This window comes from Rahnella sp. RcJ3 (genome assembly GCF_009498575.1).
GTDB lineage: Bacteria > Pseudomonadota > Gammaproteobacteria > Enterobacterales > Enterobacteriaceae > Rahnella > Rahnella aceris.
In genome coordinates, this window is record NZ_QSNX01000010.1 from 75,728 (window position 1) to 100,880 (window position 25,153).

Here is a 25,153-nt window from a genome sequence, read left to right on the forward strand (position 1 = left end):
TGTCAGGAACCCACTATGGCTAACGATACCTTCGCCCCCGGTTTTGATTTTCAGGCCGTCGGACATGATGTGCTGAAAACAGAACGTGAAGGACTTGAGCAGTTAGATCAATACATTAACGGTGATTTTACCCGCGCCTGCGAAAAAATCTTCGCCTGCAATGGCAAAGTCGTCGTCATGGGCATGGGCAAATCTGGTCATATCGGCCGTAAGATGGCCGCCACCTTTGCCAGTACGGGCACACCGGCATTCTTTGTGCATCCCGGCGAAGCCAGCCACGGTGATCTGGGCATGGTATCGAAGCAGGATGTCGTCATTCTGATTTCCAACTCCGGCGAAGCCCATGAAATTCTGGGGCTGATACCGGTACTCAAACGTCTGGGCATTACGCTTATCTGCATGACGTCTAACCCCGAAAGCACGATGGGGAAAGCGGCAGATGTTCACCTTTGTGTAAAAGTGCCCAAAGAAGCCTGCCCGCTGGGTCTGGCACCGACCAGCAGCACCACGGCAGTGCTGGTGATGGGCGATGCACTGGCCGTCGCACTGCTTGAAGCACGCGGCTTCACACCGGAAGATTTCGCCCTGTCACATCCTGGCGGAGCACTGGGTCGCAAGCTGTTACTGCGCGTCAGCGATATCATGCACACCGGGGATGAAATTCCGCACGTCAGCCGTGAAGCTTCGTTGCGGGATGCGTTGCTGGAAATCACCCGAAAAAATCTGGGCATGACGGTTATCTGCAACGATTTGATGAAAATCGAAGGGATCTTTACCGATGGGGATTTACGACGCATCTTTGATATGGGCGTCAACATCAATACGGCATCGATTGCGGATGTGATGACGACAGGCGGTATCCGCGTGCGTCCTTCACTGCTGGCAGTTGATGCGCTGAATTTAATGCAGGACAAACACATCACTTGCGTGATGGTTGCTGATGGTGACCAGTTGCTGGGTGTGTTACATATGCACGATATGCTGCGCGCTGGCGTAGTTTAATTGAGGAATTCCCTGAATGAGTAATAGCGCAGCCCTGGTGGAAACCTGCTACGGTCCGGTCAGTGCGCAAGTGCTTGAACGGGCAAAAGCAATCCGCCTGCTGATTTGCGATGTCGATGGCGTTATGTCTGATGGCCTGATCTATATGGGAAATCAGGGAGAAGAGCTGAAAAGTTTCAACGTTCGCGACGGTTACGGTATCCGCTGCCTGCTGACATCCGATATCGAAGTCGCGATTATTACAGGCCGCAATGCGAAATTACTGGAAGATCGCGCTAAAACTCTGGGCATACGCCACTTGTATCAGGGGCAATCTGATAAGCTTTTGGCCTTCCGCGAACTGTTAGATACACTGTCTCTGCGGGCCGAAGAAGTGGCGTACATTGGTGATGACCTGATTGACTGGCCGGTGATGGCCGAAGTGGGTCTCTCTGTCGCGGTTCAGGATGCACATCCTGTTCTGTTACCGAAAGCGCATTATGTTACCCGTATCGCGGGTGGACGTGGTGCAGTACGCGAACTGTGTGATTTGATTCTGCTGGCGCAGGGTAAGCTGGAGGACGCCAAAGGGCTGTCGATATGAGTAAAGCAAAACTTTGGATTATTCTGGCGCTGACTGCCATCGTTCTGGTGCTGATTGGCTGGTCATTATCTGACAACAGCGATGATGTTCCGCAAGCGGTCAATGATCAGGATCCGACTTACCAGACGTCCCACACCGTTACGATGGTGTATGACCCGATGGGCAGCCTGACGTATAAACTGGTTTCAGACCAGGTAAAATATTACACCGCTGATCAGGTGTCATGGTTTACCAATCCAGTCGCGACCATGTATGACAAGAACAAAGTAGCCACCTGGGTATTGCGTTCTGATAAAGCGAAACTGACTCAGGATAAAATGCTCTATCTTTATGGGCATGTGCAGGCAGACAGCCTGACACCTGAGACATCACAGCTGCAAAGAATCAAAACGGACAATGCACGGGTTAACCTGACGACACAGGACGTTGCCTCAGACGATGAAGTGACGTTGTATGGTACAGGTTTTACATCTAACGGCATGAAAATGCGTGGTAATCTGCGTGACAAAACAGCAGAGCTGATCGAAAAGGTAACGACCTCTTATGAAATTCAAAGCAAAAAATAAAATCCGTGATCTCCTGATCGTCAGCTCATTGTTAGCCGTCAGCGTTCCGGCATTTGCCTTAAAAGACGATACAACGAAACCGATCACCATTGATTCAGCAAACCAGGCGCTCGACGTCAATACCAATACCGCGACCTTTACCGGCAATGTGGTCGTCAATCAGGGTACGATCCAGGTTAAAGCCGACAAAGTGGTCGTCATCCGCCCGCAGGGGGTTTCCGGTAAAGAAGTGGTAGAAGGTTACGGCAACCCGGTGACGTTCTACCAGATGCAGGATAACGGTAAGCCGATTAAAGGCCATGCACAGAAAGTCCGCTACGAAGTGGAAAATGACCTCGTCACGCTGACCGGCAACGCTTACCTTGAGCAACTGGACAGCAATGTGAAAGGCGACCGTATTACCTATCTGGTACAGAAACAGCAAATGGAAGCCTTTAGTGATAAAGGTAACCGTGTGACGACCGTTCTGGTACCTTCGCAGCTGCAACAAAAAACGCCTGCAGCGGGCGGCCAGCCGACCAAAAAGAGTAACTGATATTTTATGGCTAAATTAATCGCAGAGAATCTGGCAAAGGCATACAAAGGCCGTAAGGTCGTTGAAGATGTCAGTCTGATGGTCAACTCGGGTGAAATCGTCGGGTTATTAGGGCCAAACGGTGCGGGTAAAACCACCACCTTTTACATGGTCGTGGGCATCGTCCAGCGCGATGCGGGCCGCATTATCGTTGATGATGAAGACATCAGCCTGCTGCCGCTGCATACCCGCGCCCGTCGCGGTATTGGCTATCTTCCGCAGGAAGCCTCCATTTTCCGTCGTCTGAGCGTATTTGATAACCTGATGGCGGTGCTGCAGATCCGTGACGATCTGACCAAAGAACAGCGTAATGACCGCGCTAATGAATTAATGGAAGAGTTCCATATTTCTCATTTGCGCGATAACCTCGGTCAGTCACTGTCTGGTGGTGAACGCCGTCGTGTTGAAATTGCCCGTGCACTGGCAGCGAACCCTAAATTCATCCTGCTGGATGAACCGTTCGCCGGGGTTGACCCGATTTCCGTTATCGACATCAAAAAAATCATTGAGCATTTACGTGACAGCGGCCTCGGCGTACTGATCACTGACCATAACGTTCGCGAAACACTCGACGTTTGTGAACGCGCGTATATCGTCAGTCAGGGGAAATTGATCGCCCACGGCACGCCAGCCGACATTCTTGCTGATGAACAAGTTAAACGTGTTTATCTTGGTGAAGAATTCCGTCTGTGATCTGTGCCGCCGGAACCGTGCCTGTTTCAACCTACACTGAAACAGGCCGTCTCTGACAGAAGTGTTGCCGTTTTCACTCATCAACGGAATTAAGCCAAGATATGAAGCAAGGTTTGCAACTCAGACTCAGCCAACAACTGGCAATGACTCCTCAGTTACAACAGGCCATCCGCTTGTTGCAACTATCCACGCTTGAGCTCCAGCAGGAGATCCAACTCGCGCTGGAGAGCAACCCTCTGTTGGAACAAACCGACCTTCATGAAGAAATCGACTCGGTAGAAACCACCGACAGCGAAGGGTTAGACACCCGCGAGGCACTCGAGCAGAAAGACATGCCGGAAGAGTTGCCGCTGGACGCCACCTGGGATGAGATTTACACCGCAGGCACGCCGTCAGGCACCGGCAATGATTACAGCGACGATGAGCTACCGATTTACCAGGGCGAAACCACGCAGACACTTCAGGATTACCTGATGTGGCAGGTCGAGCTGACGCCGTTCTCTGATACCGATGCCGCGATTGCCACCTCAATCGTCGATGCAGTGGATGACACCGGTTACCTGACCGTCTCCCTTGACGACATTCTCGAAAGCGTCGGTGATGAAAATGTCACCATGGACGAAGTCGAAGCCGTACTTAAGCGCGTTCAGCGTTTTGATCCGGTGGGTGTGGCCGCCCGTGACCTGCGCGACTGCCTGCTGATCCAGCTTTCTCAATATGCGACTGACACGCCTTTCATCACTGAAGCCCGTCTTATCATCAGCGAACATCTCGATTTGCTGGCGAACCATGATTTCCGCGCACTTATGCGATCAACCCGGTTAAAAGAAGATACACTGAAAGGAGCGATGCTCCTGATCCAGTCTCTTGATCCGCGTCCGGGCCAGTCTATCAACACCGGCGAATCCGAATACGTGATCCCGGATGTGCTGGTGCGTAAAGTGTCAGGTGTCTGGGCGGTAGAACTCAATTCCGACAGCATTCCGCGTCTGAAGATTAACCAGCAGTACGCCGCGATGGGGAATTCCGCACGCAGCGACAGCGACGGGCAATTTATCCGCAGCAATCTGCAGGAAGCCAAGTGGTTAATCAAAAGCCTGGAAAGCCGTAACGACACGCTGTTGAAAGTGACGCGCTGCATCGTTGAGCAGCAGCAGGCGTTCTTTGAACTGGGTGAAGAATTTATGAAACCTATGGTGCTGGCAGATATTGCCAGTGCCGTGGAAATGCACGAATCGACGATTTCACGTGTGACGACGCAGAAGTTCCTGCACAGCCCGCGTGGCATTTTCGAACTGAAGTATTTCTTCTCCAGCCATGTCAGTACAGACAGCGGTGGCGAGGCATCGTCAACCGCGATCCGGGCGCTGGTGAAGAAATTAATCGCAGCGGAGAATCCTGTAAAACCGCTCAGTGACAGTAAGTTAGCGACCCTGCTTTCCGATCAGGGAATTATGGTTGCGCGTCGGACTGTCGCCAAATACCGAGAGTCTTTGTCCATCCCGCCCTCAAACCAACGTAAACAGTTAGTTTGACCTCAACAGAGAAGGAAGACATTATGCAGCTCAACATTACCGGACATCACATTGAGATCACGGATCCCCTGAGAGAATTCATCACGTCGAAGCTGGCTAAGCTTGAGCAGTATTTCGACAGGATTAATCAGGTGTATGTGGTGTTGAGCGTGGAAAAGGTGCAGAAAGTAGCGGAAGCCACTTTGCATGTGAACGGAGGCGAATTACATGCCACCTCGGAACATCAGGATATGTACGCAGCGATTGACGGACTGGTTGATAAACTGGCCCGACAGTTGAATAAACATAAAGACAAACTGAAACAGCACTGACATTCATGTAGCCAACCCTGTGCTACAAACCTTCGGGCATCGGCTTGTGACCTTCGGGAAACGAGCCGATATAGCTTTAAGGGTGAAACAGCGCAAAAGTGAAAGATGACATGATTAACGATACTGCAATGCAATTAACGTCGGTGCTTAATGCCGAATGCACCAAAAGCGGCGTTCATTGCGCCAGCAAAAAACGCGCACTGGAAATCATCAGTGAGCTGGCCGCCAAACAATTAAATTTGTCGCCGCAGGTGATTTTTGACGCCATTTTGACCCGTGAACGTATGGGGAGCACCGGGATCGGTGCCGGGATCGCCATCCCGCACGGTAAGCTGGAAGAAGACACTTTACGTGCCGTCGGCGTATTCATTCAGCTTGAACAACCGATTGCTTTTGACGCCATCGATAATCAGCCGGTAGATTTGCTTTTTGCCTTGCTGGTACCGGCAGATCAATGTAAAACCCATTTACATACATTATCTTTAGTCGCTAAGAAATTAGCTGATAAAACAGTGTGTCGCCGTCTGCGTGGCGCGCAAAGTGACGAAGAACTGTTCCAGATAATGACTGAAAACGAATAAATTGCTGATTCCCGGTACAGTGCCGGGAAAATGAATTCTGCACACTGAATGCCAGGGGAGTGACACCATGGTGCTGATGATTGTCAGCGGCCGTTCCGGTTCCGGGAAGTCGGTTGCCCTACGGGCACTAGAAGACATGGGTTTTTACTGCGTGGATAACCTGCCGGTGGTGTTATTGCCGCAGCTTGCCCAGACCCTTGTTGAACGTAATACGTCAGCGGCCGTCAGCATTGACGTCCGTAACATGCCGGAAACACCGGAAGTTTATGAGTATGCGATGTCACAACTGCCGGAGAGCTTCTCACCGCAGTTGTTATTCCTTGATGCCGACCGCAATACTCTGATCCGCCGCTACAGCGACACCCGTCGACTGCACCCGCTTTCCAGCAAAAATCTGTCCCTCGAAAGTGCCATTGATGAAGAAGCCGATCTGCTCGAACCACTGCGTTCGTCTGCGGATCTGATCATCGACACCTCCGAAATGTCCGTGCATGAACTGGCAGAAATGCTGCGTACCCGTCTGCTGGGTAAACGCGAGCGCGAACTGACGATGGTGTTCGAATCCTTCGGTTTCAAACACGGCATTCCGATTGATGCGGATTACGTTTTCGATGTGCGTTTTCTGCCAAACCCGCACTGGGATCCGAAACTGCGTCCGATGACAGGCCTTGATAAGCCGGTCGCGGCGTTTCTTGACCGTCATACTGAAGTGCACAACTTTATTTACCAGACCCGCAGCTACCTCGAACAATGGCTGCCGATGCTGGAAACGAACAACCGCAGCTATCTGACCGTCGCCATTGGCTGTACCGGCGGTAAACACCGTTCGGTCTATATCGCAGAGCAACTGGCCGACTATTTCCGTTCCCGCGGGAAAAATGTGCAATCCCGCCATCGCACGCTGGAAAAACGCAAATCATGACGGTGAAACAAACGGTAGAAATCAAAAACCGGTTGGGTATGCATGCCCGCCCGGCAATGAAGTTGTTTGAACTGGTGCAGAGCTTTGAATCAGAAGTGATGCTGCGCAACGACACGGGCATTGAAGCGGAAGCCAGCAGTGTCATCGCGCTGCTGATGCTCGATTCCCCGAAAGGTCAGAAAATCGAAATCGAAGCCACCGGCCCCGATGAAGAACAGGCATTGACGGCAGTGGTAAATCTGATTAATTCAGGTTTTGATGAAGACTGATAATTAACGCACTCTTTGAGCCGTATTAAATGCGGCTTAAACAGTCGATTGCAATGGCCTTGAAACTCTCAAAGTTTTCGCTGCTCAGCAAACGGCTCATTGAGCGTTCCCGCACAAACGTCACGAACAAATCGTAAATCGCCATCGCCTCTTCATAATCTGCCTTGCTGATTGCCAGCAGGAAAATCACGTGTGCGGTCTCCCCTTCTCCCCACGCAATGCCCTGCGGAGAGAGCAACGTTATCACCACGGTTTTCTTCGCCAGCAGCCCCAGCGAGTGCGGCAGCGCAATCCCTTCCCCCAGCATGGTCGAGACAATTTCCTCGCGCTCAACCACCGACGGATAAAACGCCTGATCGACGTAGCCTTCGGCTTCCAGCTGAGAGCACACATGGCGGAATAACTCCGCCTGCGTCATCGGTTCATCGATGATCATGAAGTGTTTTTCGTCGAAGAATTTTTCCAGCATATAAGGCCGGGTGCGATCAACCAGTACCAGCTTGCCAAGCTGCTCCATCTGGTATTCGGTCGGGAATGGCGACAGCACCACCACCGGTTTATTCTTCTCGCTGATGCGGGCGTTGGAGATGATGAAATCTTCGTCGATGTGTTCCAGTTGTTCGTAATCCCGCAACGTCACAACCTGTTTCATCACCAGCTGCGGATATTTGCGGCTAATCTGCGCCTGAATCATACGGATGGTCGAATTGCCGGTGTCGCATACCAGCATCACCTGCGGATGTCGCTGATAACCGATGTTGTAATGCCGCTCCAGCCCGACGCCGATATGCAGCACAAGAAACCCAATCTCGTTTTCACTCAGGGTGTACGGCGTGTATTTCCCCCAGCTCGACACCGCCGCCAGCGTGACGTCATACGCCATCGGGTAATGCTGTTTGATGTTGTTCAGCAGCGGGTTGGGGATATTAATCTGGTATTTCACCCGCGTAATCATGGTTTTGATATGCGTCAGCAGATCAGCGCGCAGCTGTTTATCACCTTGTAAATCATAACTATAGTGCGAATTGATATACGACAGGATGTAATCGACCAGCGATTCGTCATCGTCAGCATTAATGTCCGTTGGCAGGATTTGCTGGACGCGACGCGCGGCGATATTCACCCGCAGATAAGCTTCTTCAGAGGCCGGAATTTCCTTGCCCACCAGACTTTTCAGCTCCGCAGCCAGCCGCACAGAAACGTGTTTGACCGCCGGGTCACCGTCTTCAGCATCAAAATCAGTCAGCGGATAACCGCCGGCAATGCGTTTAATGGCCACCGCGCAATAGAGAATCAGATATTGTTCACCTTCGTCGGTCAGTTGAATAGAAGACTGCGTCAGAAGCTGATGCATAAAGCGCGTCAGCGGCACCAGCGCTTCCGACTCCAGGCTTTCCGCCTTCAGCAGCGGATTGGCCTGTTCTTCGGCATCGAGCTGGAACAACAAGTCGGTCAGGCAGGCGCGGATTGCCAGCTCCGCACCAAACAGCTTCATGCCGTAGCGCGGCTTGGTTTCAATATTCAGATGATAGCGGGCCAGATGCTCCCTTACCTCAGCCATATCATTTTGCAGGGTTCCCCGGCTGACAAACCATTCATCAGCCAGATCTTCCAGCTTTAATGAAAAAGCTGAGGTCAAAAAGCGGATCAGCAGCGTCTTCACCCGCTCTGCGGCCGTACGCGGCGTCGGATTCGGTTTACGTTGTGTCGACTGCTGTAACGACGAGAACAGGCTCTGATCATCAACGCGCAGCTGATACCCGCTGCCACGGTTGTGTACGAAGGTCGCGCCATAGTCCGCGATGATTTCATTAAGCGCAGTGATATCCGCACGGACCGTCCGCGTCGACACCGACAGGCGTTTTGCCAGTTCATCCTGAGGCAGCGTTTCGGTTTGCAGCGCATCAAACAGTTGCGCCAGACGTTGATTGGGAAATCTCACCATTGTTCTTCCATATTATTCCGGCTACGGCGCGATCACCCTTTACGACGAACTGCCGACCGCCACAGAGTCATCGATAAACGCGGTTTGCCGTTTTCGGCAAATACCTTGAATCAGGTGATGTTATCGCTTCGTTGATTGATTGCGTAAATATATTTGCCATCCGGTAACAACATCAGTGTGCCCGGACGGCTTACCGCGCAGGAAAGGTCAGAACCTTCAGCCCACCAGCTTTTTGACGCTGGCCAGCAGGGTTTTCACATCGTCAGGACGGGTGTTACCGGTGGCGCTGTCGATAATCGAGCTGTAGATATGCGGGATGATTTTAGTGACGCCCGCCGCCAGCGCGATTTCCATAATCGGCTCGAAGTTTTCTAAATCGATACCGCCGGTCGGTTCCAGCCAGAAATCCTGTTCCGCACAGGCACGGGCCACGGCAGCGAATTCATCACGGGTTTTCAGGCCACCCATCGGGAAATATTTAACCGAGCTGCCGCCCATATCTTTCAGCAGCGCAATGGCGGTTTCCACCGGCACGATGGCGTCCGCAGAAGCAGAACTCAGTGGTCCGGTATTGATTTTCACGAAACCGACTTTTCCGGTGGGTGAAATCAGACCGTTGACCACACTGTCGTTTTGTCCAAGCATTCCACGGCTGGTACCTACGCCGGTAAAGACCTGATTGACGTGCTGCGGCTGAACCTGCGCTGAAATCTGGCTGACCATCAAAGACTGACGCGGATCGCCCGCGCCTAAACCGACAGACAACGCGTTTTCAATCAATGCGGCATACTCTTTCATGTCCGCCACCGCACTCGCGACGTCTGGATAATTTTTGGAAAGCACACCGACCAGTACATGACCTTCTGCCGCTTCATAGATATCACGGGCATTGTCTTTCGAGCCCGCCAGCACATTCAGGCACACGCGGTCACGATAGAAATTTGGGGTCAGCTTCATGCTTTGTCTCCGCTGAAAAGTTGTTTAAAACGTTGTGCGACGATGGTGAGCTGCGGCGGCGTCACGCTGCGCACATCGACTTCGATCTTGCCTTCGTTGGCGCGGTAGCCACGGAAATAAATCGCGATATCGCCGTTTTTCATGGCGTCCACAATGGCTTTGGTTTTCCAGCCCAGTATCGCTTCATCGAAAGTGATTTCCGTACGGGCGATATCACGTCCGGCGCTGTCCCAGACCACGCGTCCGGTGACACCGCTGATTTCATTCAGGCTGGCGATAAATGGCGTCATCTTGTCGACCATTTCCTGCCCGGTGGTTTTCGGCAAGGTGAGATAGCTTTCGATGGCCTGCGTCAGGCCAAGAATGCCTTCTTTGCCGACTTTCATCGCACGACCAATCCCGCCCGATTGCAGTTTTACCCATTCGACATACTGTTTTTTGCCGAGCACCAGCCCGCTGGTCGGCCCTTCGATGGCCTTCGCGCCACTGTAAATCACCAGATCTGCACCCATCTCGTAATAACAGGTCAGATCTTCTTCCGCGGCGGCATCGACGATCAGCGGCACATTGTGCTTACGCGCCACTTCAGCGGCTTCCGCAACCGACAAAATGCTTTTCTGCACTGAGTGGTGCGATTTTATGTACATGATTGCAGCGGTACGCGGGGTGATGCAGGCCGCGAGTTGTGCGGCAGAACATTCGTTGGCATAACCGGCTTCTACCACCTTGCCACCGCCCATCGTCACCATCGTCGCGACCGGTGCACCGAAATTCACGTTATGGCCTTTTGGCAGAACGATATCGTGCGGGATTTCCAGTGGCGCGGCGTGCAGGTTTTCCAGCAGCCAGGCGTCATCTTTGACGATCACCGCCGCCACAGATTGCGCGATCCCGGCAGAAGCGCAGGAAACCACCACCGCGTTTTCGACGTTTAGCAGTTTCGCGATGTAAGCGCCGGTTTTGTTCACCAGATCTTTCATCTCAAAGTAATGATTCAGACCGGTATTCACCACTGCTGCGACTTCTTCACGCGGCGTGGAAACGCCCAGCGCTGTGATACGACCGGAAGCATTAATGACTTGTTTTAACTGGTACTTTTCATACAGCGATTGTTCAGAAGACATGAGCAGATTTCCCTTCTTCGGTTAACAGAGTGACGCCCGCGACCACAGCGGCCAGAGGCACCAGCAAACTTTCGCCCTTCACGGACTGTCCTTCGGAATCGATAAACACCTGCGGCGCCTGACGGCGTTCAAACAGGGTCAGATCGGCGTCGGCACCGATTTGCAGACGACCTTTGGCAGGAAGACGCAGCGCATCAGCGGCATGCGATGTAACGCAATCAATCACCTGCGGCAATGTCATGCCGACGCTGAAGAATTTCGACATCACCGTCGCCAGGCTGTGAACCGGCCCGTTGAGGCGATTGCGGCAATAAATATCGGAACTGATGGTGTGCGGCAAAATGCCCTGCTTAATGGCCAGCTCTGCCACTTCAAAGCTGAAACTCGCGGTGCCGTGACCGACATCCAGCAGCACGCCACGGCTGAGCGCCCGCTTAACGGAATCACGCAGCACGCCTTCCGGCGAGAGAATGCGGTTCGGCTTGCCGTTATAGCAGTGGGTAATGATGTCGCCCGAGGTCAGTAAATCTGCGATTTCGTCGAGGTTCGGCGGGTTATTACCGATATGCACCATCAGGGGCAGGTCATCGTTTTCCTGCTGAATTTCTTTGGCGCGCACCAGTGGCTTAATGCCGTTCTGGCCGACCACACTGCTGCTCATGCGCGCTTTGATGCCAATGATAAAACCGGGATTTCGCGCGATGGCGTCACGCACGCCGACCTTGTCGATCTGGGTCATATCCGCCAGTTCGTTCTGCGTGACAATGCCGGTGCGGGCGATATTGAGAAACGCGTAGACGTTGGTTTTCGCCTCACGGGTAATCTGATAGAAATCGTCGACATCATTCGCGCCGGTACTGCCCGCATCGGCCACGGTGGTGACACCGCAGGCCACACCAATCAGATCGGCTTCGTCATGATAAATCGGCGATTTGGGGTAACAGTGAACATGGGAGTCGATCCATCCCGCGCTGGCGTAAACCTTGCCCTGAAGATCGAGAGTCTGGCGGGCGGTGGCACCGCAGGGCAACGTGCCAATGGCGGCGAATTTGCCGTCGCGGATTGCAATATCAGTCAGGCTGCCGTCTGCGCGTAATGCCTGCCGGATGATTAAGTCATACATACGACGTTCTCCATAATCTCGGGCGTCAGGAGTGTTCCTGACGCCCGTTTACTGCAGCTTTTCTTCTGTACTACTGCGTTCTTACAGTGAAACCGGGAAGACAGCGCCCAGCACCATTGCGCCGAGAATGGCACCACCGGTAATCGGTTTTTGCCACAGATAGAAACCCAGTGCGCCAATCAGCGAGCCCAGACCGATAGGAATCGATGCCGCCATCGCCGACAGGATAATCAACGGCCCGAGGAAGCGGCCGGAGGCATTACCCGCGCCCATCATCACGTCAGCGCCGTAGGTAGAATTGCTCTGATTGATGGTGAATTTACGTGCCAGAATGATGATGTAACCGACGGCTAACCCGAGGATCAGGCCGGTTACCAGCGAGGCCGCGAAGTTCGCCACCGGGAAGATAATCCCCGCGCCGAGCAACAGTGCCGGGACGCCCAGGCCGATACCGGTCTGGATCGCACCGCCGATATCGAGAATACCGACCAGCGAACCTTCGATGATGCGGGCAAACAGAAAGCTGGCACCGAAGGCCGCCACGGCGCCGTACACACCGGTATCCATGCCGGAACGCAGCATTGATACAAACGCCACTTCATTAAACGCACCGATGCCGTACAGGTAATACATGTGTGTCCCGGCGAAAACACCGGAAGACAGCAGTCCGACAAAAATCGGGAACGACCACTCGGCGTACCAGAAACCACGTTTGGCTTGTTCTTCCATTGTCATGTTCCTCTTACTTGCCGCTGAGTGAATTGTGAATGCCGTTCAGCCATGTCGGGACGTCCAGCATGAATGACTGCAACAGTTTGACGTCGAAGCCACGGAAGAAACCGCTGAGGACGAACAGCGCGATAATCGCCGCCATCATCACTTTGGTGACGTGGTTCCAGCCGCTTTCTTCGACGCCTTTACCGATCAGGATACCCAGCACCAGACCCGGTACGGCGTTACCCATGATCATCTGCGCCAGACCACCAAAAATAGTGGCCCAGAAACCGGAACGACGTCCTGCATCGATCGCCGCCAGCCAGAAAATCACCGGCATCACGGTGTTCACCAACAGGTTGGCCGCAGGCACCAGCACTTTGATTGCCGTGACCTGCAACGCCGCAGGCACCGCAGACGCAGTAGTGTTGAGGAAGGCGACCACAATCATGCCGATGATGCCGCCTGCAATCGCCATCTTGCGCGGGTCATGCATGGTTTCAGCCACATTGCGGTTTTTAAACATCAGGGCAGCGGTTGCCCAGTGGGGAATGATGCGGTGGTCAACGTCCTGGGTGAAAGAACCTGCCGCCACGGAAGAAGCCCAGGCGTTAAAGAAGAAGCCCAGACCAAATGAGAAATGCGAAGCCGGATCGCCTTCACAGGAGTTTAATTCCCCAAGCGTACGAAAAGCCCCCATTCCTTGCACGGTGGGTGCATGGAACATACGTGCGGCCCCCGCACCTACGCCCACGCCAACCAGTCCGCCGATAATAAGCGACTTAAATAAAATAATTAAAAACATCAGTATATCCTTGTCATTTATAGCTAACGTTTTTATTTCGTGACAAAAACTACCTGTTCCGTATTAATAACAGTCAGGTTGACGGTAATGTCTAACGCCACGTAATAACTCTTTCTTTCCCTGGCCAGAAAAAAGAACAGAAACTTTTCTCTTTTGACTGACTCTTCTGCCTTTATTATCCTGACGTCCTGCGGTTCTATACGCAGTAAGACATTATTGGCAGACGATTTGAGAACCGTTCTCTGAACCTGACTCAGTGCGGAAGAAAAGGCGGCAGCCTTATTTTCGCCCTTTCCTTCAACCCGAACTGTCGTGGTTAATTGTTGCTTCATTACGCCTGACCATACTTCTTGTTATAAGCTTCAACCAGACGCTGACCCAGTTCTTCTTTATCCATAAATCCGAACCCTAATACTAAACAGCCTTCGTTAATTGCCGTGACACCTTCATCCACTGAACGCATCCCGTACTTAGCTTTATATCCGTATTTGTTTTGTGCGGTAATCGCACCGGCACCGCCACTGCCGCAGAAAGAAATACCAAAGGTCGCACCTTCTGCTTTCATCACGTCACCGAGTTTCATATCTGCTGCCATACCCGGGACAACGATGGCTTTCCCGCCAGCCGCTTCCACGCCGGCTGCCACTTTCTGGCCTTTACCTAAACGGTCGCCGATCACAACTAATACTTGTCCCATGATTCACATCTCCACATTAATTAATGCATTAAAATTTCAATAAAAATTATTTCGGCTCGTTGTCTCTGGCCACTTCAAAATGTACCGAGAGCAAATACGCTTCCTCAATCGGTAAATTCCCGAACCAGCTCACCACGTCCTCTGCCATTTGCATGGAGTCGGCAGAGATTTCATCAAATAACTCTTTTTCGACTTCAGGCAACGGCTCACCGGTAATCGAGCGTAATACCATGGCTTTAACGTGTGACGTTAACATCTGCAACTGAACATCGGTGGTGTAGATATTCTTCGCACTTTGCATTGTCTGAATATCTTTTAATACTTGCTCTGTTATCGCCGCAGCATCTTTCAATTCAATCCGCCCGGTTCCATTCACAGATGCGCTTGCGTTATTCACTCGCGGTTACCTCTCTCCTTGCCCGGCCCACTATTTTCAGCCGTGTATTTCGTCTGTCTTTACCCTAACCCCGGTAAGATTTCCTGTGTAGAGGGTCTTTTTCCAGTTCGAAGTGGAAATACGATGCGCTGAGCAGATCCAATTCGCAAAACGAAAAGTTAAGTCGCCATATCACTGAATATTGCAGGGTGTAGCAGCGTATTACACTGGTAATCGGATTTTTCGCAATGCGGATTAATTCCCTCACAACGCTTTCATTTCCGCTTAAGAGTGCCTAGTATCAAAGAACACATGCAAATTACCGACACCCCTGCGCTTACCCGCAGGGGTGTTATTTTTTGCCGACCGGCACCCCACTCGCATGAAGCGGGTGATGCAAAAGGAACCATGGAGAATGTTATGAGTAAACCGACACTGATCATCAATGAACTTGACGCAGAACGCCTGGACACACTGCTGGCGCAACCGGCGTTTGCCAGCAGCCCGGTCGCCGACGCACTGAATGACGAGTTAGATCGCGCCGAGATTTTGCCGCCCGAGGAAATCCCTGCCGACGTAGTGACGATGAACAGCAAGGTTCGCTTTACTGAAGGTAAAGACGGCGAAGAACACATCCGCACGCTGGTCTATCCGGCGGCGCTGAAAGACAGCAACGAGCAACTGTCGGTGATGGCCCCGCTGGGCGCTGCCCTGCTGGGGCTGCGCGTGGGCGCAAGTATCACGTGGGAAATGCCAAATGGCGAGAACAGCCGGATTGAAGTGCTGGAATTGTTGTTTCAGCCGGAGGCGGCGGGGGAGTTGAGACGTTAAGGCAGTTAACTCCTTTTTCTGCGAAGGTGGGAGGCAACGCGCTGAACGACTCCCTCCCCTGCGAAGGGGAGGGTTGGGGTGGGGTATTAATGGCGAATCAATAAGTTGAAGTTTGCACTGACATTGGTTTTGCCTTTAAAACCCCCTCCCCGCCTCCCCCTTCGCAGGGGGAGGAGCAAGACAGCGGTCAATTCCGGCTATTTCTCACCATGAAGTAATGTGGGTTTTACTCCCTCCCCTGCGAAGGGGAGGGTTGGGGTGGGGTATTAATGGCGAATCAATAAGTTAAAGTTTGCACTGACATTGGTTTTGTCATTAAAACCCCCTCCCCGCCTCCCCCTTCGCAGGGGGAGGAGCAAGACAGCGGTCAATTCCGGCTATTTCTCACCATGAAATAATGTGGGTTTTACTCCCTACCCTTCGCAGGGGAGGAGCAAGACACCCGCCATCTGCTTACTTAAACTTCTTGTGGTTCTCATTCCTTGTCGCCTTGAACCCTTCAGCTTCTTTCTTCGCTTCATCGACCTTGCCCGCTTTGGCTAAAGCGGAGGCCTTGTCAATCTGGCCAATCAGCGTATCCAGCCCTTTGTGGTAATCCTGCATTTCCGGGCTGTCAGGGGCTTTGCCTTTCAGTTTCGGTGGTGTGGCTTTTTTCGCGTCCTCGGCAGCCGCTTTCATGTTTGCCAGACCGGTGGTCAGTTCGGCCTGATCGCTGGTTTTCAACACCTTGCCGTAGTTATCAGCAATTGTATCCATGTCCGTTTCTAAATCTGCTGCCAGTGCTGCCGTGCTGCTGCCGAGCATGGCTATCACCGCTAACGCCATCAGTTGTTTACGCATGAACTTTCTCTCTATTGTTATTTGTTTATTAGATAAAACGACATTGCTTGTAAGGCTTTATAAAAATAGGCTGAGAGAGAGAAAAACGGGATGAATTTTTTGTAAAGAATTAAAGCAGCGATCGGGCGACCGCTGCTTTAAGGAGGGTTATTCGCCAGCGATTTTCATTGCCGGTAACAGCACGGAACCGCACTGGATATTGCTGCGGGTTTCGATGTCGCTGCCAATGGCGACCATATTGCGCCACATGTCTTTCAGATTACCGGCAATAGTGATTTCGCTTACCGGATACTGGATCTCGCCATTCTCGACCCAGAAACCTGCCGCGCCACGGGAGTAATCGCCGGTAACGCCACTGACGCCCTGCCCCATCAGTTCGGTGACGACCAGGCCTTTATCGAGCTTACGCAGCATTCCGGCGAAATCATCGCCCTGACCGGCGATGCGCCAGTTGTGAATGCCGCCCGCGTGACCGGTGGTTTGCAGACCGAGCTTACGCGCGGAATAGCAGGTCATCAGCCAGTTTTGCAGCACGCCGTCTTTGACGATATCACGACGCTCGGTGCGCACACCTTCGCTGTCGAATGGCGTGGAAGCCAGCCCCTGCAACAGGTGCGGATGTTCTTCAATGGTCAGCCACTCCGGCAAAATTTGCTTGCCGAGGCTGTCGAGCAGGAAAGACGATTTACGGTAAATGCTGCCACCGCTGATCGCCCCCACCAGATGCCCGAACAGGCCAGTCGCCACTTCAGAAGCGAACAATACCGGGGCCTGCATGGTCGGTAATTTGCGCGGCGCCAGACGTGACAAGGTGCGGCGGGCGCACTCTGCGCCGACCCATTCAGGGTCTTTCAGATCGCTCATTTTACGGGCGATGGAGTAGGCATAATCGCGCTCCATGTCGCCTTCGTGTTCGGCAATCACTGAGGCGGAAATCGAATGACGCGTCGAGCAATAGCTTTGCAACATGCCGTGGCTGTTACCGAAAACGCGGATACCGTAATGGCTGTTGAAACTGCCACCTTCGGTGTTGGTGATACGCTTGTCAGCCTGCAACGCCGCCTGTTCAGCACGTGCGGCCAGTTCGATGCTGCGATCCGGATCCAGCTCTTCCGGGTGGAATAAATCCAGGTCCGGTGCATCGAACGCCAGCATCTCTTTATCGGCCACGCCCGCGAACGGATCCGGCGACGTGTAACGGGCAATATCCAGCGCCGCCTGCACGGTGCGGGAAATAGCGTCCGGGCTTAAATCGGTGGAAGACGCACTGCCTTTACGGTTCTGATAATAAACGGTGATGCCCAGTGCGCCGTCGCTGTTGAATTCCACATTCTCGACTTCGCCAAAACGGGTGCTGACGCCGATACCGGTGGTTTTGCTGACCGCCACTTCTGCAGCATCTGAACCGGCTTTCGCCAGTTCCAGTGCCTGAGATACGGCCTGTTCCAGAGTCTTACGCTGCTGCGCTACTTGATTCACTACGTTCATCGGCATGCCATCGCTTATGAGATAAAAGGGATTGTTCTACACTGATATACAGAAAGTCTTATCTTTGAGTCTAACAGAGACTCGCCACAATTTCGCATTCACTCCGGCGTTGTTATGCCCAAAGTTGCAACAGAACATGGATGTATGCGGCATAACCCTGCATAATGCCGCCAAAGCAATAAAGCACAATCAAACTGACAGGATTACCTCGTTAAGAGGAAGCGCCCATGACAAAGAAAATTGACGACTGGCACGACGACGTTCCCGAAACCAACGAGAACGAAGATGATGAAGAAATCATCTGGGTCAGTAAAAGTGAAATTAAACGTGACGCCGAGGCGCTGAAAGATCTCGGTGCAGAAATGGTTGAACTGGGTAAAAACTCGCTGGACAAACTGCCGCTGGACGACGATCTGCGCGCAGCGATCGACTTAGCGCAGAAGATCAAGAAAGAAGGCCGCCGCCGCCAGTTACAGCTGATTGGTAAAATGCTGCGTTCCCGCGATGTTGAACCGATCCAGACCGCGCTGGATAAGCTGAAAAACCGCCATAACCAGCAGATTTCGCTGTTCCATAAACTGGAAATGCTGCGTGACCGTCTGGTTGAAGAAGGTGATGATGCGATCCCGCCGGTACTGGAGTTGTATCCTGAAGCCGATCGCCAGCAACTGCGCGCACTGATCCGTAACGCACAGAAAGAGAAAGCCACTAACAAGCCGCCGAAATCTTACCGCCAGATTTTTCAGTATCTGCGCGAACTGGCTGAAGGTCAGGAATAAAAAAACAAAAACCCGCCTTTTTACTTAACAGAAAATGGCGGGTTTTTTCTTTTCAGCCTTTAGCCTTTACTGCGGGTTTCTCCAGCAGATTCAGCCGCAACTCGCCTTCCAGTTCTTCCTCCGCTTCTTCAAACAACAGAATCAGCGCGCCGAAACGGCGTTTACGGCTGGCATTCAGATTAATGAAATCTATCTCAACCGGCAGTGCAATCCCGCCCGTTACCTCATCCCAGAGTGCGTCCAGATTCGCGCCGAAGCTGTCAGTCAGTGCAAACTGACGGACAAACTCGCGGTAGAATGCGGGTAAATCCGGGATGTGATTAAAATCGAAGCTCACTTTATTCATCGACATCACTCCACCCGAACGAAGTTCTGATAATGGTCTTTACTGACATAAATCAGCCCGTCGCTGGCAAACAACACGCGGTCAGCACCGCGACGCCGGCAGCGATAGTTAATATCCGCTTCGCGCCACACCCTTTTGTACGCCGAAGGCAAACGTCCTTCCCGGTTTGAGAAGCGGTCACCACCGATGGCTTTGCCCGGCAATACATCACATAAATTCCCGGAACGGGCATCCCAGCCGGCTTCCCGCGCCTTTTTCTTGGTGATGTAATTTTCAGGCAATTTATGGTTCTGGCGTAAATAGCCGATCACCGTTTGTTCATCGGTGCCCGGAACTATTGTGCCCTGATTATATGTCGTTTTCGCGACAACCTGCCCCGCGACACCGCACAGCCCGAAAAACACGGCGGCCATCACCAGATTGCGCACACACCGCCCGTTAAATGCCTTCATTGACGTCCTTTGTGTTGAGCCGGAATGAAACTGTTTCTGTTTATTGTTTCTTAAAAAGTAACTTCTGGAAAGCTGACTTAAAGATTCCCTAAATGCAGCGTTTTCACCTGCAAATATTCTTCCAGCCCCAGCACCGAACCTTCACGTCCAAGGCCGGATTCTTTTACGCCGCCAAATGGCGCGGCTTCGTTGGAAATCGCACATTCATTAATACCAATCATCCCGCTCTCAATAGCATCCGCGACCCGGAAAATACGTTGAAGATTCTGGCTATAGAAATACGCTGCCAGCCCGAAAGGTGTGTCGTTGGCGCGTTTAATCACTTCCTCTTCCGTTTTGAAACGGAAACAGGCCGCCAGCGGACCGAAGGTTTCTTCATGCGCCACTTTCATGTCATCAGTGGCATCAATAATGACCGTCGGCTGGAAGAAGTTGCCACCGAGTTTGTGGCGCTGTCCGCCCTCCATCAGGCGTCCACCTTTCTCCAGCGCATCCTTGACGTGCTCTTCAACTTTCTCCAGTCCTTTGATATCAATCAGCGGCCCGACAATGACGCCTTCGTCCATGCCGTTGCCGACTTTCAGCTTGCGTACTTCTTCCACCAGCCGCGAGGTAAACGCCTCGTACACGCCCTCCTGCACATAAATACGATTGATGCACACGCAGACCTGGCCGGTATTGCGGAATTTACAAGTGATCGCGCCCTTCACCGCCGCCTCAATGTCGGCATCGTCAAACACGATATACGGCGCATTGCCACCCAGTTCCATCGACACCTTTTTCATGGTGTCGGCGCTGTTACGCACCAGCGTTTTGCCGATTTCCGTCGAGCCGGTAAAGGAGACTTTACGTACCGCATTGCTGGTCATAATCACGTCGCTGATGGCACCGGTGTCACCGGCCACGCCATTGATCACACCGTCAGGAACCCCGGCATCCTGCGCCAGTTGCAACAAGGCGAACGCCGACAGCGGCGTGTTACTGGCCGGTTTGATAAGACCGGTACAGCCTGCCGCCAGCGCCGGCCCCAGTTTACGGGTGAGCATCGCCAGCGGGAAATTCCACGGCGTGATGGCCGCCACCACGCCGACCGGTTCGCGGGTCGCCAGAATGCGTGAGCCGGATTTGGCCGGAGGAATGATTTCTCCGTTAGCGCGTTTGGCTTCTTCGCTGAACCATTGCAGGTAGCTGGCGGCGTAATCGACTTCGCCCAGTGCCTCTTTCAGCGGTTTGCCCTGCTCGGCAACCATCAGCTCACCCAGAAACTGCTTATTTTCCAGCATCAGTTCATACCAGCGATGCAAGATTTCAGAACGCGCTTTCGCAGTGGTTTTGCGCCATTCGGGGAATGCGTCACTGGCTGCCTTCACCGCGGCTTCTGTTTCTGCTTTACCGGCTTTGGCGACTTTGGCGACCACATCGCCGGTTGCCGGATCCAGCACATCAAAGGTTTCTTTGGCTTTAAGCCATTTACCACCGGCAAAATAGCCGGTCTTAAATAATGGATGCGTGGAGAGTTTATGAGGTTGGGCTGACATGAGGATCCTCCTGATTTATGCCGTTTTAAGCGATCTATCAGGTAAGTATAGCGGCTTGAGCAGAAGCGTCTGTCAGACAGCACTGAGAGACACAGATCGCAAAGTGAATTGTCATACGTTCACAGTTTCCGCATCCCTCAGTAAACTGCGGTGAACCCCACCCCATTTTTACAAAGGAAGAAGGCATGTCGACGCGCGAAAAAATGAATATCGGTGAACTTTATACAGACATGGACGAAGGATTGCCGGAGGAACGCGGTGCCGGAAAAGAGCGGGTGTATGATTTCAATCTCACGCGCCCTTCTGAAGAGGCAAAGCGCCTGCAATTGCTCAGAAGTATTATGGGCAGTCTGGGGGAGTCCTGCTGGATTGAGCCGCCGCTGCGCGTCGCGTATGGCACCCATATTCATATCGGCAACCACTTTTACGCTAACTTCAATCTCACGGTGGTGGATGACGCCACCGTGACCATTGGCAATAACGTGATGATCGCACCGAACGTCACGCTCGCCACCGCCGGACATCCCATTGATCCTGACATCCGCATCACCGGACAGCAATTCTCGCTGCCGATTGTCATTGAAGATAATGTCTGGCTGGGCACCGGCGTGATAGTCAATCCGGGTGTGACGATTGGACGTAACAGCGTGATTGGGGCTGGCAGTGTGGTGACCAAATCCATTCCCCCGGATGTGGTCGCGGCAGGTGTACCCTGCCGCGTATTACGTCCGATCACCGCCAGCGACCGTGAGGCTTTCCTGAAATAGCCGCCGGTCAGGCCAGGAACGCGTGCTGATAACGTTGCAGCATGTCAGTGAGGCGCCTTACCGGCTCGGTCACTTTCAGTGGTGCGTCGTACTCGACCAGTTTCTCCTGATACTCACCCAGCTCTTTCAGTAACCGCTGATAATAATAGGTGCGCTTGCCTTCACCTGAAGCAGAGACCACGTGATCGGCCGTATTACGGATTTTCTTGTGGAATGCCGACAGCTCATCATTCACCGGCACTTCTGCCAGTTTCATGCGCTGGTGCGCGATAATCAGCATCAGCGCCAGACGGTATTTACCAATATCGTTCGGGAACATCACCAGCAACTGGTTCAGCTGATGATAAAGCGCCGGAAGATGGTTTTCACGACGCCGGTACGCTTTGGTGGTCAGCGCCGATACCGCGCTGCTCATAAAGCGGTTAAGCAGCGTACGCCCGGTTTTCTCGCGAGACTTGTCGCGCACAATCAGCAACACCGCCATCGCGATCACCGTACCGATCGCCTGCCCCATCGCGTTATCCAGAAACGACGTGACGTTAAAAACCATCGGATTGCTGAGCACCAGAATATTAATGGTGCCCGCCAGCAACCCGAGCATACCGAGACGACGCTTGGTCACTTCGATACCGATAAAGAAGGTGAAGATCCCCAGCATCAGACACAGCAGGAACAGGCTCTGCTGCGTTGCGGGCATGATCAGCATAAACATCATCGAGCCGACCGGAATCGCCAGCAACATGCCGATAATGAAATCCATCGCCATGCCTTTCGGGTTCGGCGTACGCATCGCCAGCGAAGTCACCACTGCGATGATAATCACGCAACCACTGGCTGACGTCCAGCCGGTCCACAGCCACATCAGGCAGCCGATGGTTGTCGCCGTGAAGGTTCTCAGGCCGTTGACCAGCGCATGGTGACGTTCTGCTGAAACAGGCCGCACCACCACTTCGCCATCGAGCACCCCGCTTTCAATGGTGCTGATACTGCTGTTGGTCTGGATGCCTTTCATCAGCAACAGCGCACGGGTTCCGGCGCCGGTCCAGGCGCTGACCGTCATCAGTACGTTGTCGCTGTGCATGCCGGTAATCATCTGGCGTAATTGTTTCAGTCTGCGATGCACATCCGCCACGTTTTCAGCGGGTTCAGCAAACAATGCTTTCAGTTCAGGCGAGACCCGTTCCGGAGAGCTTTGCATAATCAGATAGGTTTCGCACGCCTGGGTGATCATGCTCAGCGAGGTGCTGTGCAGCGCTTTCAGGCGCCGATTACACCGCTGCCAGCGCGACGACTCCATCATCAGACTGCCGCGCATCCCGTTCAGCGCGGTCGTGCTTTTCACCAGGTTGTTCCAGGACTTATCGATGTCTTCCTTCGTCCCGCTATTCACGCAAATCCGCATCAGCGCAAACTGATCCAACATCAGCTGACTGACGGCACGGTCAATATCTTTTTTGATGGAACGGGGAGAGAACAACAGGTCAGCGACGATAGCGCAGCAAATCCCGATAACGATTTCACTGCAACGCTCAACCGCAAACTGCGGAGTTTGCAAAGGCGAGCTGGCGGAAGTCACTACGATAATCAGCGCGGTATAACCAGCCAGACCCAGCGCATACGAGTTCTCGATACGAACCAGCGACGACCACCAGGTGCACACGCCCGCCCAGATGCAGCATAACAGCAGCATAACGACCGGTGCGCGGGCGGTAGCAATCACGATCACCAGCGCCGCGATACAGCCGATAAAGGTGCCGATAACCCGCAGAAAACCACGATGACGAATAGCACCGGCAAAGGGTTCGCCACCCGCCGCCAGCGCAGGTCCCGACGTTACGATCGCGGCAGTCATGGCCGACCAGCGCGGGGTTTCGAGTTGCAGATAGAACCCGAGAACCAGTGCGCCGAGGATCGCGAACGTCAGCTTGCAGGCAAAACGTACGCGCGGGATAAGTACGCTATTCATCTTTCCGGCCTTAACCAAACTCTCTCAGACGGTGCAGGAGGCGAAGGAACGGGGATCCTTCATCTTGTTTACGGTCATGGCTGCCGGTAATCACGACCGTCGCCGTGGTACCTGCCGGATAAGGATGTTGCTGGTCTTTGTCATCAAGCAGGATTTTCACTGGCACACGCTGTGCCAGACGCACCCATTCAAGGTTGCTGTCGATGGTCGCCAGACCGTTGGTCGCCGCAGAAGAGGAGCTGTTCGTCACCGCCGCCGCTACGCTGTCGACCGTACCGTGCATAATACGGTTGCTGCCGAGCGGCGTGATTTCCGCACGATCCCCTTTTTTCAGCCCCGGCAGTTTGGTTTCTTCCAGATACGCCAGAATGTAGAAGGAATTTTTCTTCACCAGCGCCACGGCAGTCGAACCCCGGTTAATGTAGTTGCCCGGATGAACGGTCAGGTTAGTCACCCAGCCATCAGCAGGTGCGACAACCACGGTACGTTCCAGATCCAGCACCGCCAGATCCCGTGCAGCCTGCGCTTTCGCCAGCTGATGTTCAGCGGTTTGCAGCACGTTATTGGCCTGATCGATTTCTTCCTGCGACATGGCCTGTACGCCCAGTTTCACACGACGTCCGGCCTCGCGCTTTTTCTCAGAAGCCAGCGCCTGGTAATACGCGACGTCAGCACTCGCTTCGTCCAGCGCCTGCTGGTAACGCGGCTGGTCAATTTTGAACAGTACCTGGCCTTTTTTCACCAGTTGGTTATCCGTCACCGGCACATCGGTAATCAGACCGGTGACATCGGGCGCGATGGACACAACGTCAGCGGTAAACTTGGCATCACGGGTCCATGGAGATTCTGTATAGAACGCCCAGGCTTTGAAGATTGCGATGACAGCCAGCACGACAAGAATCAACGTTATTGTGTAACGTATTATTTTTATGGAGAAATTTTTCACAACGCCCTCAGACGAACATGCAGGAGATCAGGTAGAAAAGACAGCAGTACAACGCTGTGTTGAACAATGCCGGGTGCCAGACAAAATCATAAATTCCGGTGGGTTGCAATATGCGCCGCAGCAGGAAAAACACCACCAGCGCCAACAATATTTCAAAAAACACCGGAGGAAACGACAATCCGAAAATCACCATTACCGGAAGCAAACTCATCAAAAATTCCTTACATTATTACGACGGACAAACACATATCGTCCCGCGCACGCATTATTCGTTATTTTAGGCAACGGCACGCGACCCCGGAGAAAATAATTCAACGGGAGCAGAGCAATGAAGCTGCAGAGTTGCCAGGGAAGTGTGCGAAGGTAAGCATGATGTCAGGAAAACTGAAACCTGAGCTTTATCGCCCGGAAGGGTATATTAGC

30 protein-coding genes are annotated in these 25,153 nt (G+C 53.0%); 13 read left to right on the forward strand and 17 right to left on the reverse strand.

All coding sequences use genetic code 11. The annotated features are described in order from the left end of the window. Positions 1-15: 15 nt before the first annotated feature. The 10 genes from kdsD (at position 16) to npr (ending at position 7,036) form a co-directional block, all read left to right on the forward strand. Positions 16-1,002 (forward strand): arabinose-5-phosphate isomerase KdsD, encoded by a 987-nt coding sequence (gene kdsD, locus DXU84_RS14570; protein ID WP_013577253.1) that lies wholly within the window; start codon positions 16-18, stop codon positions 1,000-1,002. A gap of 16 nt (positions 1,003-1,018) precedes the next feature. Beyond that, the gene (gene kdsC / locus DXU84_RS14575; RefSeq protein WP_013577254.1) at positions 1,019-1,585 is read left to right on the forward strand and encodes a 3-deoxy-manno-octulosonate-8-phosphatase KdsC; all 567 of its coding nucleotides are present in this window, start codon (positions 1,019-1,021) and stop codon (positions 1,583-1,585) included. After that, on the forward strand, positions 1,582-2,151 hold the full coding sequence (gene lptC / locus DXU84_RS14580; RefSeq protein WP_013577255.1) for an LPS export ABC transporter periplasmic protein LptC: 570 nt from the start codon (positions 1,582-1,584) through the stop codon (positions 2,149-2,151). The genes kdsC and lptC overlap by 4 nt, the downstream gene beginning before the upstream one ends. Next, positions 2,129-2,686 carry a lipopolysaccharide ABC transporter substrate-binding protein LptA gene (lptA, locus tag DXU84_RS14585; protein WP_013577256.1) on the forward strand — a complete coding sequence of 186 codons (558 nt, stop codon included), beginning with the start codon at positions 2,129-2,131 and terminating at the stop codon, positions 2,684-2,686. The genes lptC and lptA overlap by 23 nt, the downstream gene beginning before the upstream one ends. Before the next feature lie 6 nt (positions 2,687-2,692). After that, positions 2,693-3,418, forward strand: coding sequence for an LPS export ABC transporter ATP-binding protein (lptB, locus tag DXU84_RS14590; protein ID WP_013577257.1), 726 nt, complete (start codon positions 2,693-2,695; stop codon positions 3,416-3,418). A gap of 101 nt (positions 3,419-3,519) precedes the next feature. After that, the gene (rpoN, locus tag DXU84_RS14595; protein WP_013577258.1) at positions 3,520-4,953 is read left to right on the forward strand and encodes an RNA polymerase factor sigma-54; all 1,434 of its coding nucleotides are present in this window, start codon (positions 3,520-3,522) and stop codon (positions 4,951-4,953) included. A 23-nt stretch (positions 4,954-4,976) separates the two neighbouring features. Then, positions 4,977-5,264, forward strand: a complete 288-nt coding sequence (gene hpf, locus DXU84_RS14600) for a ribosome hibernation promoting factor (RefSeq protein ID WP_013577259.1) — start codon at positions 4,977-4,979, stop codon at positions 5,262-5,264. Between the two features lie 98 nt (positions 5,265-5,362). Beyond that, positions 5,363-5,845, forward strand: a complete 483-nt coding sequence (gene ptsN, locus DXU84_RS14605; RefSeq protein WP_173362074.1) for a PTS IIA-like nitrogen regulatory protein PtsN — start codon at positions 5,363-5,365, stop codon at positions 5,843-5,845. A gap of 67 nt (positions 5,846-5,912) precedes the next feature. Then, on the forward strand, positions 5,913-6,767 hold the full coding sequence (gene rapZ / locus DXU84_RS14610; protein WP_013577261.1) for an RNase adapter RapZ: 855 nt from the start codon (positions 5,913-5,915) through the stop codon (positions 6,765-6,767). Beyond that, the gene (npr, locus tag DXU84_RS14615) at positions 6,764-7,036 is read left to right on the forward strand and encodes a PTS phosphocarrier protein NPr (RefSeq protein WP_013577262.1); all 273 of its coding nucleotides are present in this window, start codon (positions 6,764-6,766) and stop codon (positions 7,034-7,036) included. The genes rapZ and npr overlap by 4 nt, the downstream gene beginning before the upstream one ends. Before the next feature lie 25 nt (positions 7,037-7,061). On the opposite strand, the gene DXU84_RS14620 is transcribed toward npr, so the two are convergent. The 9 genes from DXU84_RS14620 to DXU84_RS14660 form a co-directional block, all read right to left on the reverse strand. Continuing rightward, positions 7,062-8,981, reverse strand: a complete 1,920-nt coding sequence (locus DXU84_RS14620) for a transcription antiterminator (protein ID WP_013577263.1) — start codon at positions 8,979-8,981, stop codon at positions 7,062-7,064. Positions 8,982-9,197: 216 nt separating this feature from the next. Further along, entirely contained in the window at positions 9,198-9,938 is a 741-nt protein-coding gene (locus tag DXU84_RS14625; RefSeq protein ID WP_153376100.1) for a KDGP aldolase family protein, read from the reverse strand. Continuing rightward, positions 9,935-11,062, reverse strand: coding sequence for a DgaE family pyridoxal phosphate-dependent ammonia lyase (locus tag DXU84_RS14630; protein ID WP_153376102.1), 1,128 nt, complete (start codon positions 11,060-11,062; stop codon positions 9,935-9,937). The genes DXU84_RS14625 and DXU84_RS14630 overlap by 4 nt, the downstream gene beginning before the upstream one ends. Then, the gene (locus DXU84_RS14635; RefSeq protein ID WP_013577266.1) at positions 11,052-12,185 is read right to left on the reverse strand and encodes an amidohydrolase/deacetylase family metallohydrolase; all 1,134 of its coding nucleotides are present in this window, start codon (positions 12,183-12,185) and stop codon (positions 11,052-11,054) included. The genes DXU84_RS14630 and DXU84_RS14635 overlap by 11 nt, the downstream gene beginning before the upstream one ends. An 81-nt stretch (positions 12,186-12,266) precedes the next feature. Continuing rightward, a complete protein-coding gene (locus DXU84_RS14640) occupies positions 12,267-12,914 on the reverse strand; it encodes a DUF4310 family protein (RefSeq protein WP_119262142.1) in 648 nt (215 codons plus the stop codon). 13 nt (positions 12,915-12,927) lie between these two features. Beyond that, positions 12,928-13,704: a DUF4311 domain-containing protein gene (locus DXU84_RS14645; RefSeq protein WP_037035026.1), complete on the reverse strand. Its 777-nt coding sequence runs from the start codon at positions 13,702-13,704 to the stop codon at positions 12,928-12,930. 32 nt (positions 13,705-13,736) lie between these two features. Beyond that, positions 13,737-14,036 (reverse strand): DUF4312 family protein, encoded by a 300-nt coding sequence (locus tag DXU84_RS14650; protein ID WP_037035025.1) that lies wholly within the window; start codon positions 14,034-14,036, stop codon positions 13,737-13,739. Further along, positions 14,036-14,401 (reverse strand): SFCGS family glycine-rich protein, encoded by a 366-nt coding sequence (locus DXU84_RS14655; protein ID WP_013577270.1) that lies wholly within the window; start codon positions 14,399-14,401, stop codon positions 14,036-14,038. Before DXU84_RS14655 ends, DXU84_RS14650 begins: the two co-directional genes overlap by 1 nt. Positions 14,402-14,447: 46 nt before the next feature. Then, positions 14,448-14,798, reverse strand: coding sequence for a PRD domain-containing protein (locus DXU84_RS14660; RefSeq protein WP_112198097.1), 351 nt, complete (start codon positions 14,796-14,798; stop codon positions 14,448-14,450). A 399-nt stretch (positions 14,799-15,197) separates the two neighbouring features. Here DXU84_RS14660 and rnk point away from each other — a divergent pair, with 399 nt between their 5' ends. Further along, positions 15,198-15,608: a nucleoside diphosphate kinase regulator gene (gene rnk / locus DXU84_RS14665; RefSeq protein WP_119262143.1), complete on the forward strand. Its 411-nt coding sequence runs from the start codon at positions 15,198-15,200 to the stop codon at positions 15,606-15,608. Between the two features lie 453 nt (positions 15,609-16,061). Here the strand turns inward: rnk and cybC are convergent, their stop codons facing one another. Both cybC and pmbA read right to left on the reverse strand, forming a co-directional pair. Beyond that, positions 16,062-16,448, reverse strand: coding sequence for a cytochrome b562 (gene cybC, locus DXU84_RS14670; RefSeq protein ID WP_013577274.1), 387 nt, complete (start codon positions 16,446-16,448; stop codon positions 16,062-16,064). Positions 16,449-16,595: 147 nt separating this feature from the next. Continuing rightward, complete coding sequence (gene pmbA / locus DXU84_RS14675; RefSeq protein WP_015690526.1) at positions 16,596-17,936, reverse strand: metalloprotease PmbA; 1,341 nt, start codon at positions 17,934-17,936, stop codon at positions 16,596-16,598. 227 nt (positions 17,937-18,163) lie between these two features. Between pmbA and yjgA the strand changes: the two genes are divergently transcribed. Further along, the gene (yjgA, locus tag DXU84_RS14680; protein ID WP_013577276.1) at positions 18,164-18,715 is read left to right on the forward strand and encodes a ribosome biogenesis factor YjgA; all 552 of its coding nucleotides are present in this window, start codon (positions 18,164-18,166) and stop codon (positions 18,713-18,715) included. A gap of 52 nt (positions 18,716-18,767) precedes the next feature. Here yjgA and DXU84_RS14685 read toward each other — a convergent pair whose 3' ends face one another. From DXU84_RS14685 to DXU84_RS14695, 3 genes are all read right to left on the reverse strand, one after another. After that, complete coding sequence (locus tag DXU84_RS14685) at positions 18,768-19,061, reverse strand: barstar family protein (protein ID WP_013577277.1); 294 nt, start codon at positions 19,059-19,061, stop codon at positions 18,768-18,770. 5 nt (positions 19,062-19,066) lie between these two features. Further along, the gene (locus DXU84_RS14690) at positions 19,067-19,513 is read right to left on the reverse strand and encodes a ribonuclease domain-containing protein (protein WP_153376105.1); all 447 of its coding nucleotides are present in this window, start codon (positions 19,511-19,513) and stop codon (positions 19,067-19,069) included. Positions 19,514-19,590: 77 nt separating this feature from the next. Beyond that, entirely contained in the window at positions 19,591-21,051 is a 1,461-nt protein-coding gene (locus DXU84_RS14695; protein WP_013577279.1) for an NAD-dependent succinate-semialdehyde dehydrogenase, read from the reverse strand. 185 nt (positions 21,052-21,236) lie between these two features. Here DXU84_RS14695 and DXU84_RS14700 point away from each other — a divergent pair, with 185 nt between their 5' ends. Next, positions 21,237-21,818, forward strand: coding sequence for a maltose acetyltransferase domain-containing protein (locus tag DXU84_RS14700; RefSeq protein ID WP_013577280.1), 582 nt, complete (start codon positions 21,237-21,239; stop codon positions 21,816-21,818). A gap of 7 nt (positions 21,819-21,825) precedes the next feature. On the opposite strand, the gene aaeB is transcribed toward DXU84_RS14700, so the two are convergent. Genes aaeB through aaeX form a run of 3 tightly spaced genes read right to left on the reverse strand, consistent with a single transcriptional unit; the run spans position 21,826 to position 24,941 of the window. Further along, positions 21,826-23,784 (reverse strand): p-hydroxybenzoic acid efflux pump subunit AaeB, encoded by a 1,959-nt coding sequence (gene aaeB / locus DXU84_RS14705; RefSeq protein WP_121019661.1) that lies wholly within the window; start codon positions 23,782-23,784, stop codon positions 21,826-21,828. 10 nt (positions 23,785-23,794) lie between these two features. Then, entirely contained in the window at positions 23,795-24,730 is a 936-nt protein-coding gene (gene aaeA, locus DXU84_RS14710; protein ID WP_013577282.1) for a p-hydroxybenzoic acid efflux pump subunit AaeA, read from the reverse strand. Between the two features lie 7 nt (positions 24,731-24,737). After that, entirely contained in the window at positions 24,738-24,941 is a 204-nt protein-coding gene (aaeX, locus tag DXU84_RS14715; RefSeq protein WP_013577283.1) for a p-hydroxybenzoic acid efflux pump operon protein AaeX, read from the reverse strand. Positions 24,942-25,153 lie beyond the last annotated feature (212 nt).

Bases quoted from the DNA above. Each gene is read 5' to 3' on its own strand.
- kdsD (WP_013577253.1), top strand. From the start codon at position 16: ATGGCTAACGATACCTTCGCCCCCGGTTTTGATTTTCAGGCCGTCGGA.
- kdsC (WP_013577254.1), top strand. From the start codon at position 1,019: ATGAGTAATAGCGCAGCCCTGGTGGAAACCTGCTACGGTCCGGTCAGT.
- lptC (WP_013577255.1), top strand. From the start codon at position 1,582: ATGAGTAAAGCAAAACTTTGGATTATTCTGGCGCTGACTGCCATCGTT.
- lptA (WP_013577256.1), top strand. From the start codon at position 2,129: ATGAAATTCAAAGCAAAAAATAAAATCCGTGATCTCCTGATCGTCAGC.
- lptB (WP_013577257.1), top strand. From the start codon at position 2,693: ATGGCTAAATTAATCGCAGAGAATCTGGCAAAGGCATACAAAGGCCGT.
- rpoN (WP_013577258.1), top strand. From the start codon at position 3,520: ATGAAGCAAGGTTTGCAACTCAGACTCAGCCAACAACTGGCAATGACT.
- hpf (WP_013577259.1), top strand. From the start codon at position 4,977: ATGCAGCTCAACATTACCGGACATCACATTGAGATCACGGATCCCCTG.
- rapZ (WP_013577261.1), top strand. From the start codon at position 5,913: ATGGTGCTGATGATTGTCAGCGGCCGTTCCGGTTCCGGGAAGTCGGTT.
- npr (WP_013577262.1), top strand. From the start codon at position 6,764: ATGACGGTGAAACAAACGGTAGAAATCAAAAACCGGTTGGGTATGCAT.
- DXU84_RS14620 (WP_013577263.1), bottom strand. From the start codon at position 8,981: ATGGTGAGATTTCCCAATCAACGTCTGGCGCAACTGTTTGATGCGCTG.
- DXU84_RS14625 (WP_153376100.1), bottom strand. From the start codon at position 9,938: ATGAAGCTGACCCCAAATTTCTATCGTGACCGCGTGTGCCTGAATGTG.
- DXU84_RS14630 (WP_153376102.1), bottom strand. From the start codon at position 11,062: ATGTCTTCTGAACAATCGCTGTATGAAAAGTACCAGTTAAAACAAGTC.
- DXU84_RS14635 (WP_013577266.1), bottom strand. From the start codon at position 12,185: ATGTATGACTTAATCATCCGGCAGGCATTACGCGCAGACGGCAGCCTG.
- DXU84_RS14640 (WP_119262142.1), bottom strand. From the start codon at position 12,914: ATGGAAGAACAAGCCAAACGTGGTTTCTGGTACGCCGAGTGGTCGTTC.
- DXU84_RS14645 (WP_037035026.1), bottom strand. From the start codon at position 13,704: ATGTTTTTAATTATTTTATTTAAGTCGCTTATTATCGGCGGACTGGTT.
- DXU84_RS14650 (WP_037035025.1), bottom strand. From the start codon at position 14,036: ATGAAGCAACAATTAACCACGACAGTTCGGGTTGAAGGAAAGGGCGAA.
- DXU84_RS14655 (WP_013577270.1), bottom strand. From the start codon at position 14,401: ATGGGACAAGTATTAGTTGTGATCGGCGACCGTTTAGGTAAAGGCCAG.
- rnk (WP_119262143.1), top strand. From the start codon at position 15,198: ATGAGTAAACCGACACTGATCATCAATGAACTTGACGCAGAACGCCTG.
- cybC (WP_013577274.1), bottom strand. From the start codon at position 16,448: ATGCGTAAACAACTGATGGCGTTAGCGGTGATAGCCATGCTCGGCAGC.
- pmbA (WP_015690526.1), bottom strand. From the start codon at position 17,936: ATGAACGTAGTGAATCAAGTAGCGCAGCAGCGTAAGACTCTGGAACAG.
- yjgA (WP_013577276.1), top strand. From the start codon at position 18,164: ATGACAAAGAAAATTGACGACTGGCACGACGACGTTCCCGAAACCAAC.
- DXU84_RS14685 (WP_013577277.1), bottom strand. From the start codon at position 19,061: ATGAATAAAGTGAGCTTCGATTTTAATCACATCCCGGATTTACCCGCA.
- DXU84_RS14690 (WP_153376105.1), bottom strand. From the start codon at position 19,513: ATGAAGGCATTTAACGGGCGGTGTGTGCGCAATCTGGTGATGGCCGCC.
- DXU84_RS14695 (WP_013577279.1), bottom strand. From the start codon at position 21,051: ATGTCAGCCCAACCTCATAAACTCTCCACGCATCCATTATTTAAGACC.
- DXU84_RS14700 (WP_013577280.1), top strand. From the start codon at position 21,237: ATGTCGACGCGCGAAAAAATGAATATCGGTGAACTTTATACAGACATG.
- aaeB (WP_121019661.1), bottom strand. From the start codon at position 23,784: ATGAATAGCGTACTTATCCCGCGCGTACGTTTTGCCTGCAAGCTGACG.
- aaeX (WP_013577283.1), bottom strand. From the start codon at position 24,941: ATGAGTTTGCTTCCGGTAATGGTGATTTTCGGATTGTCGTTTCCTCCG.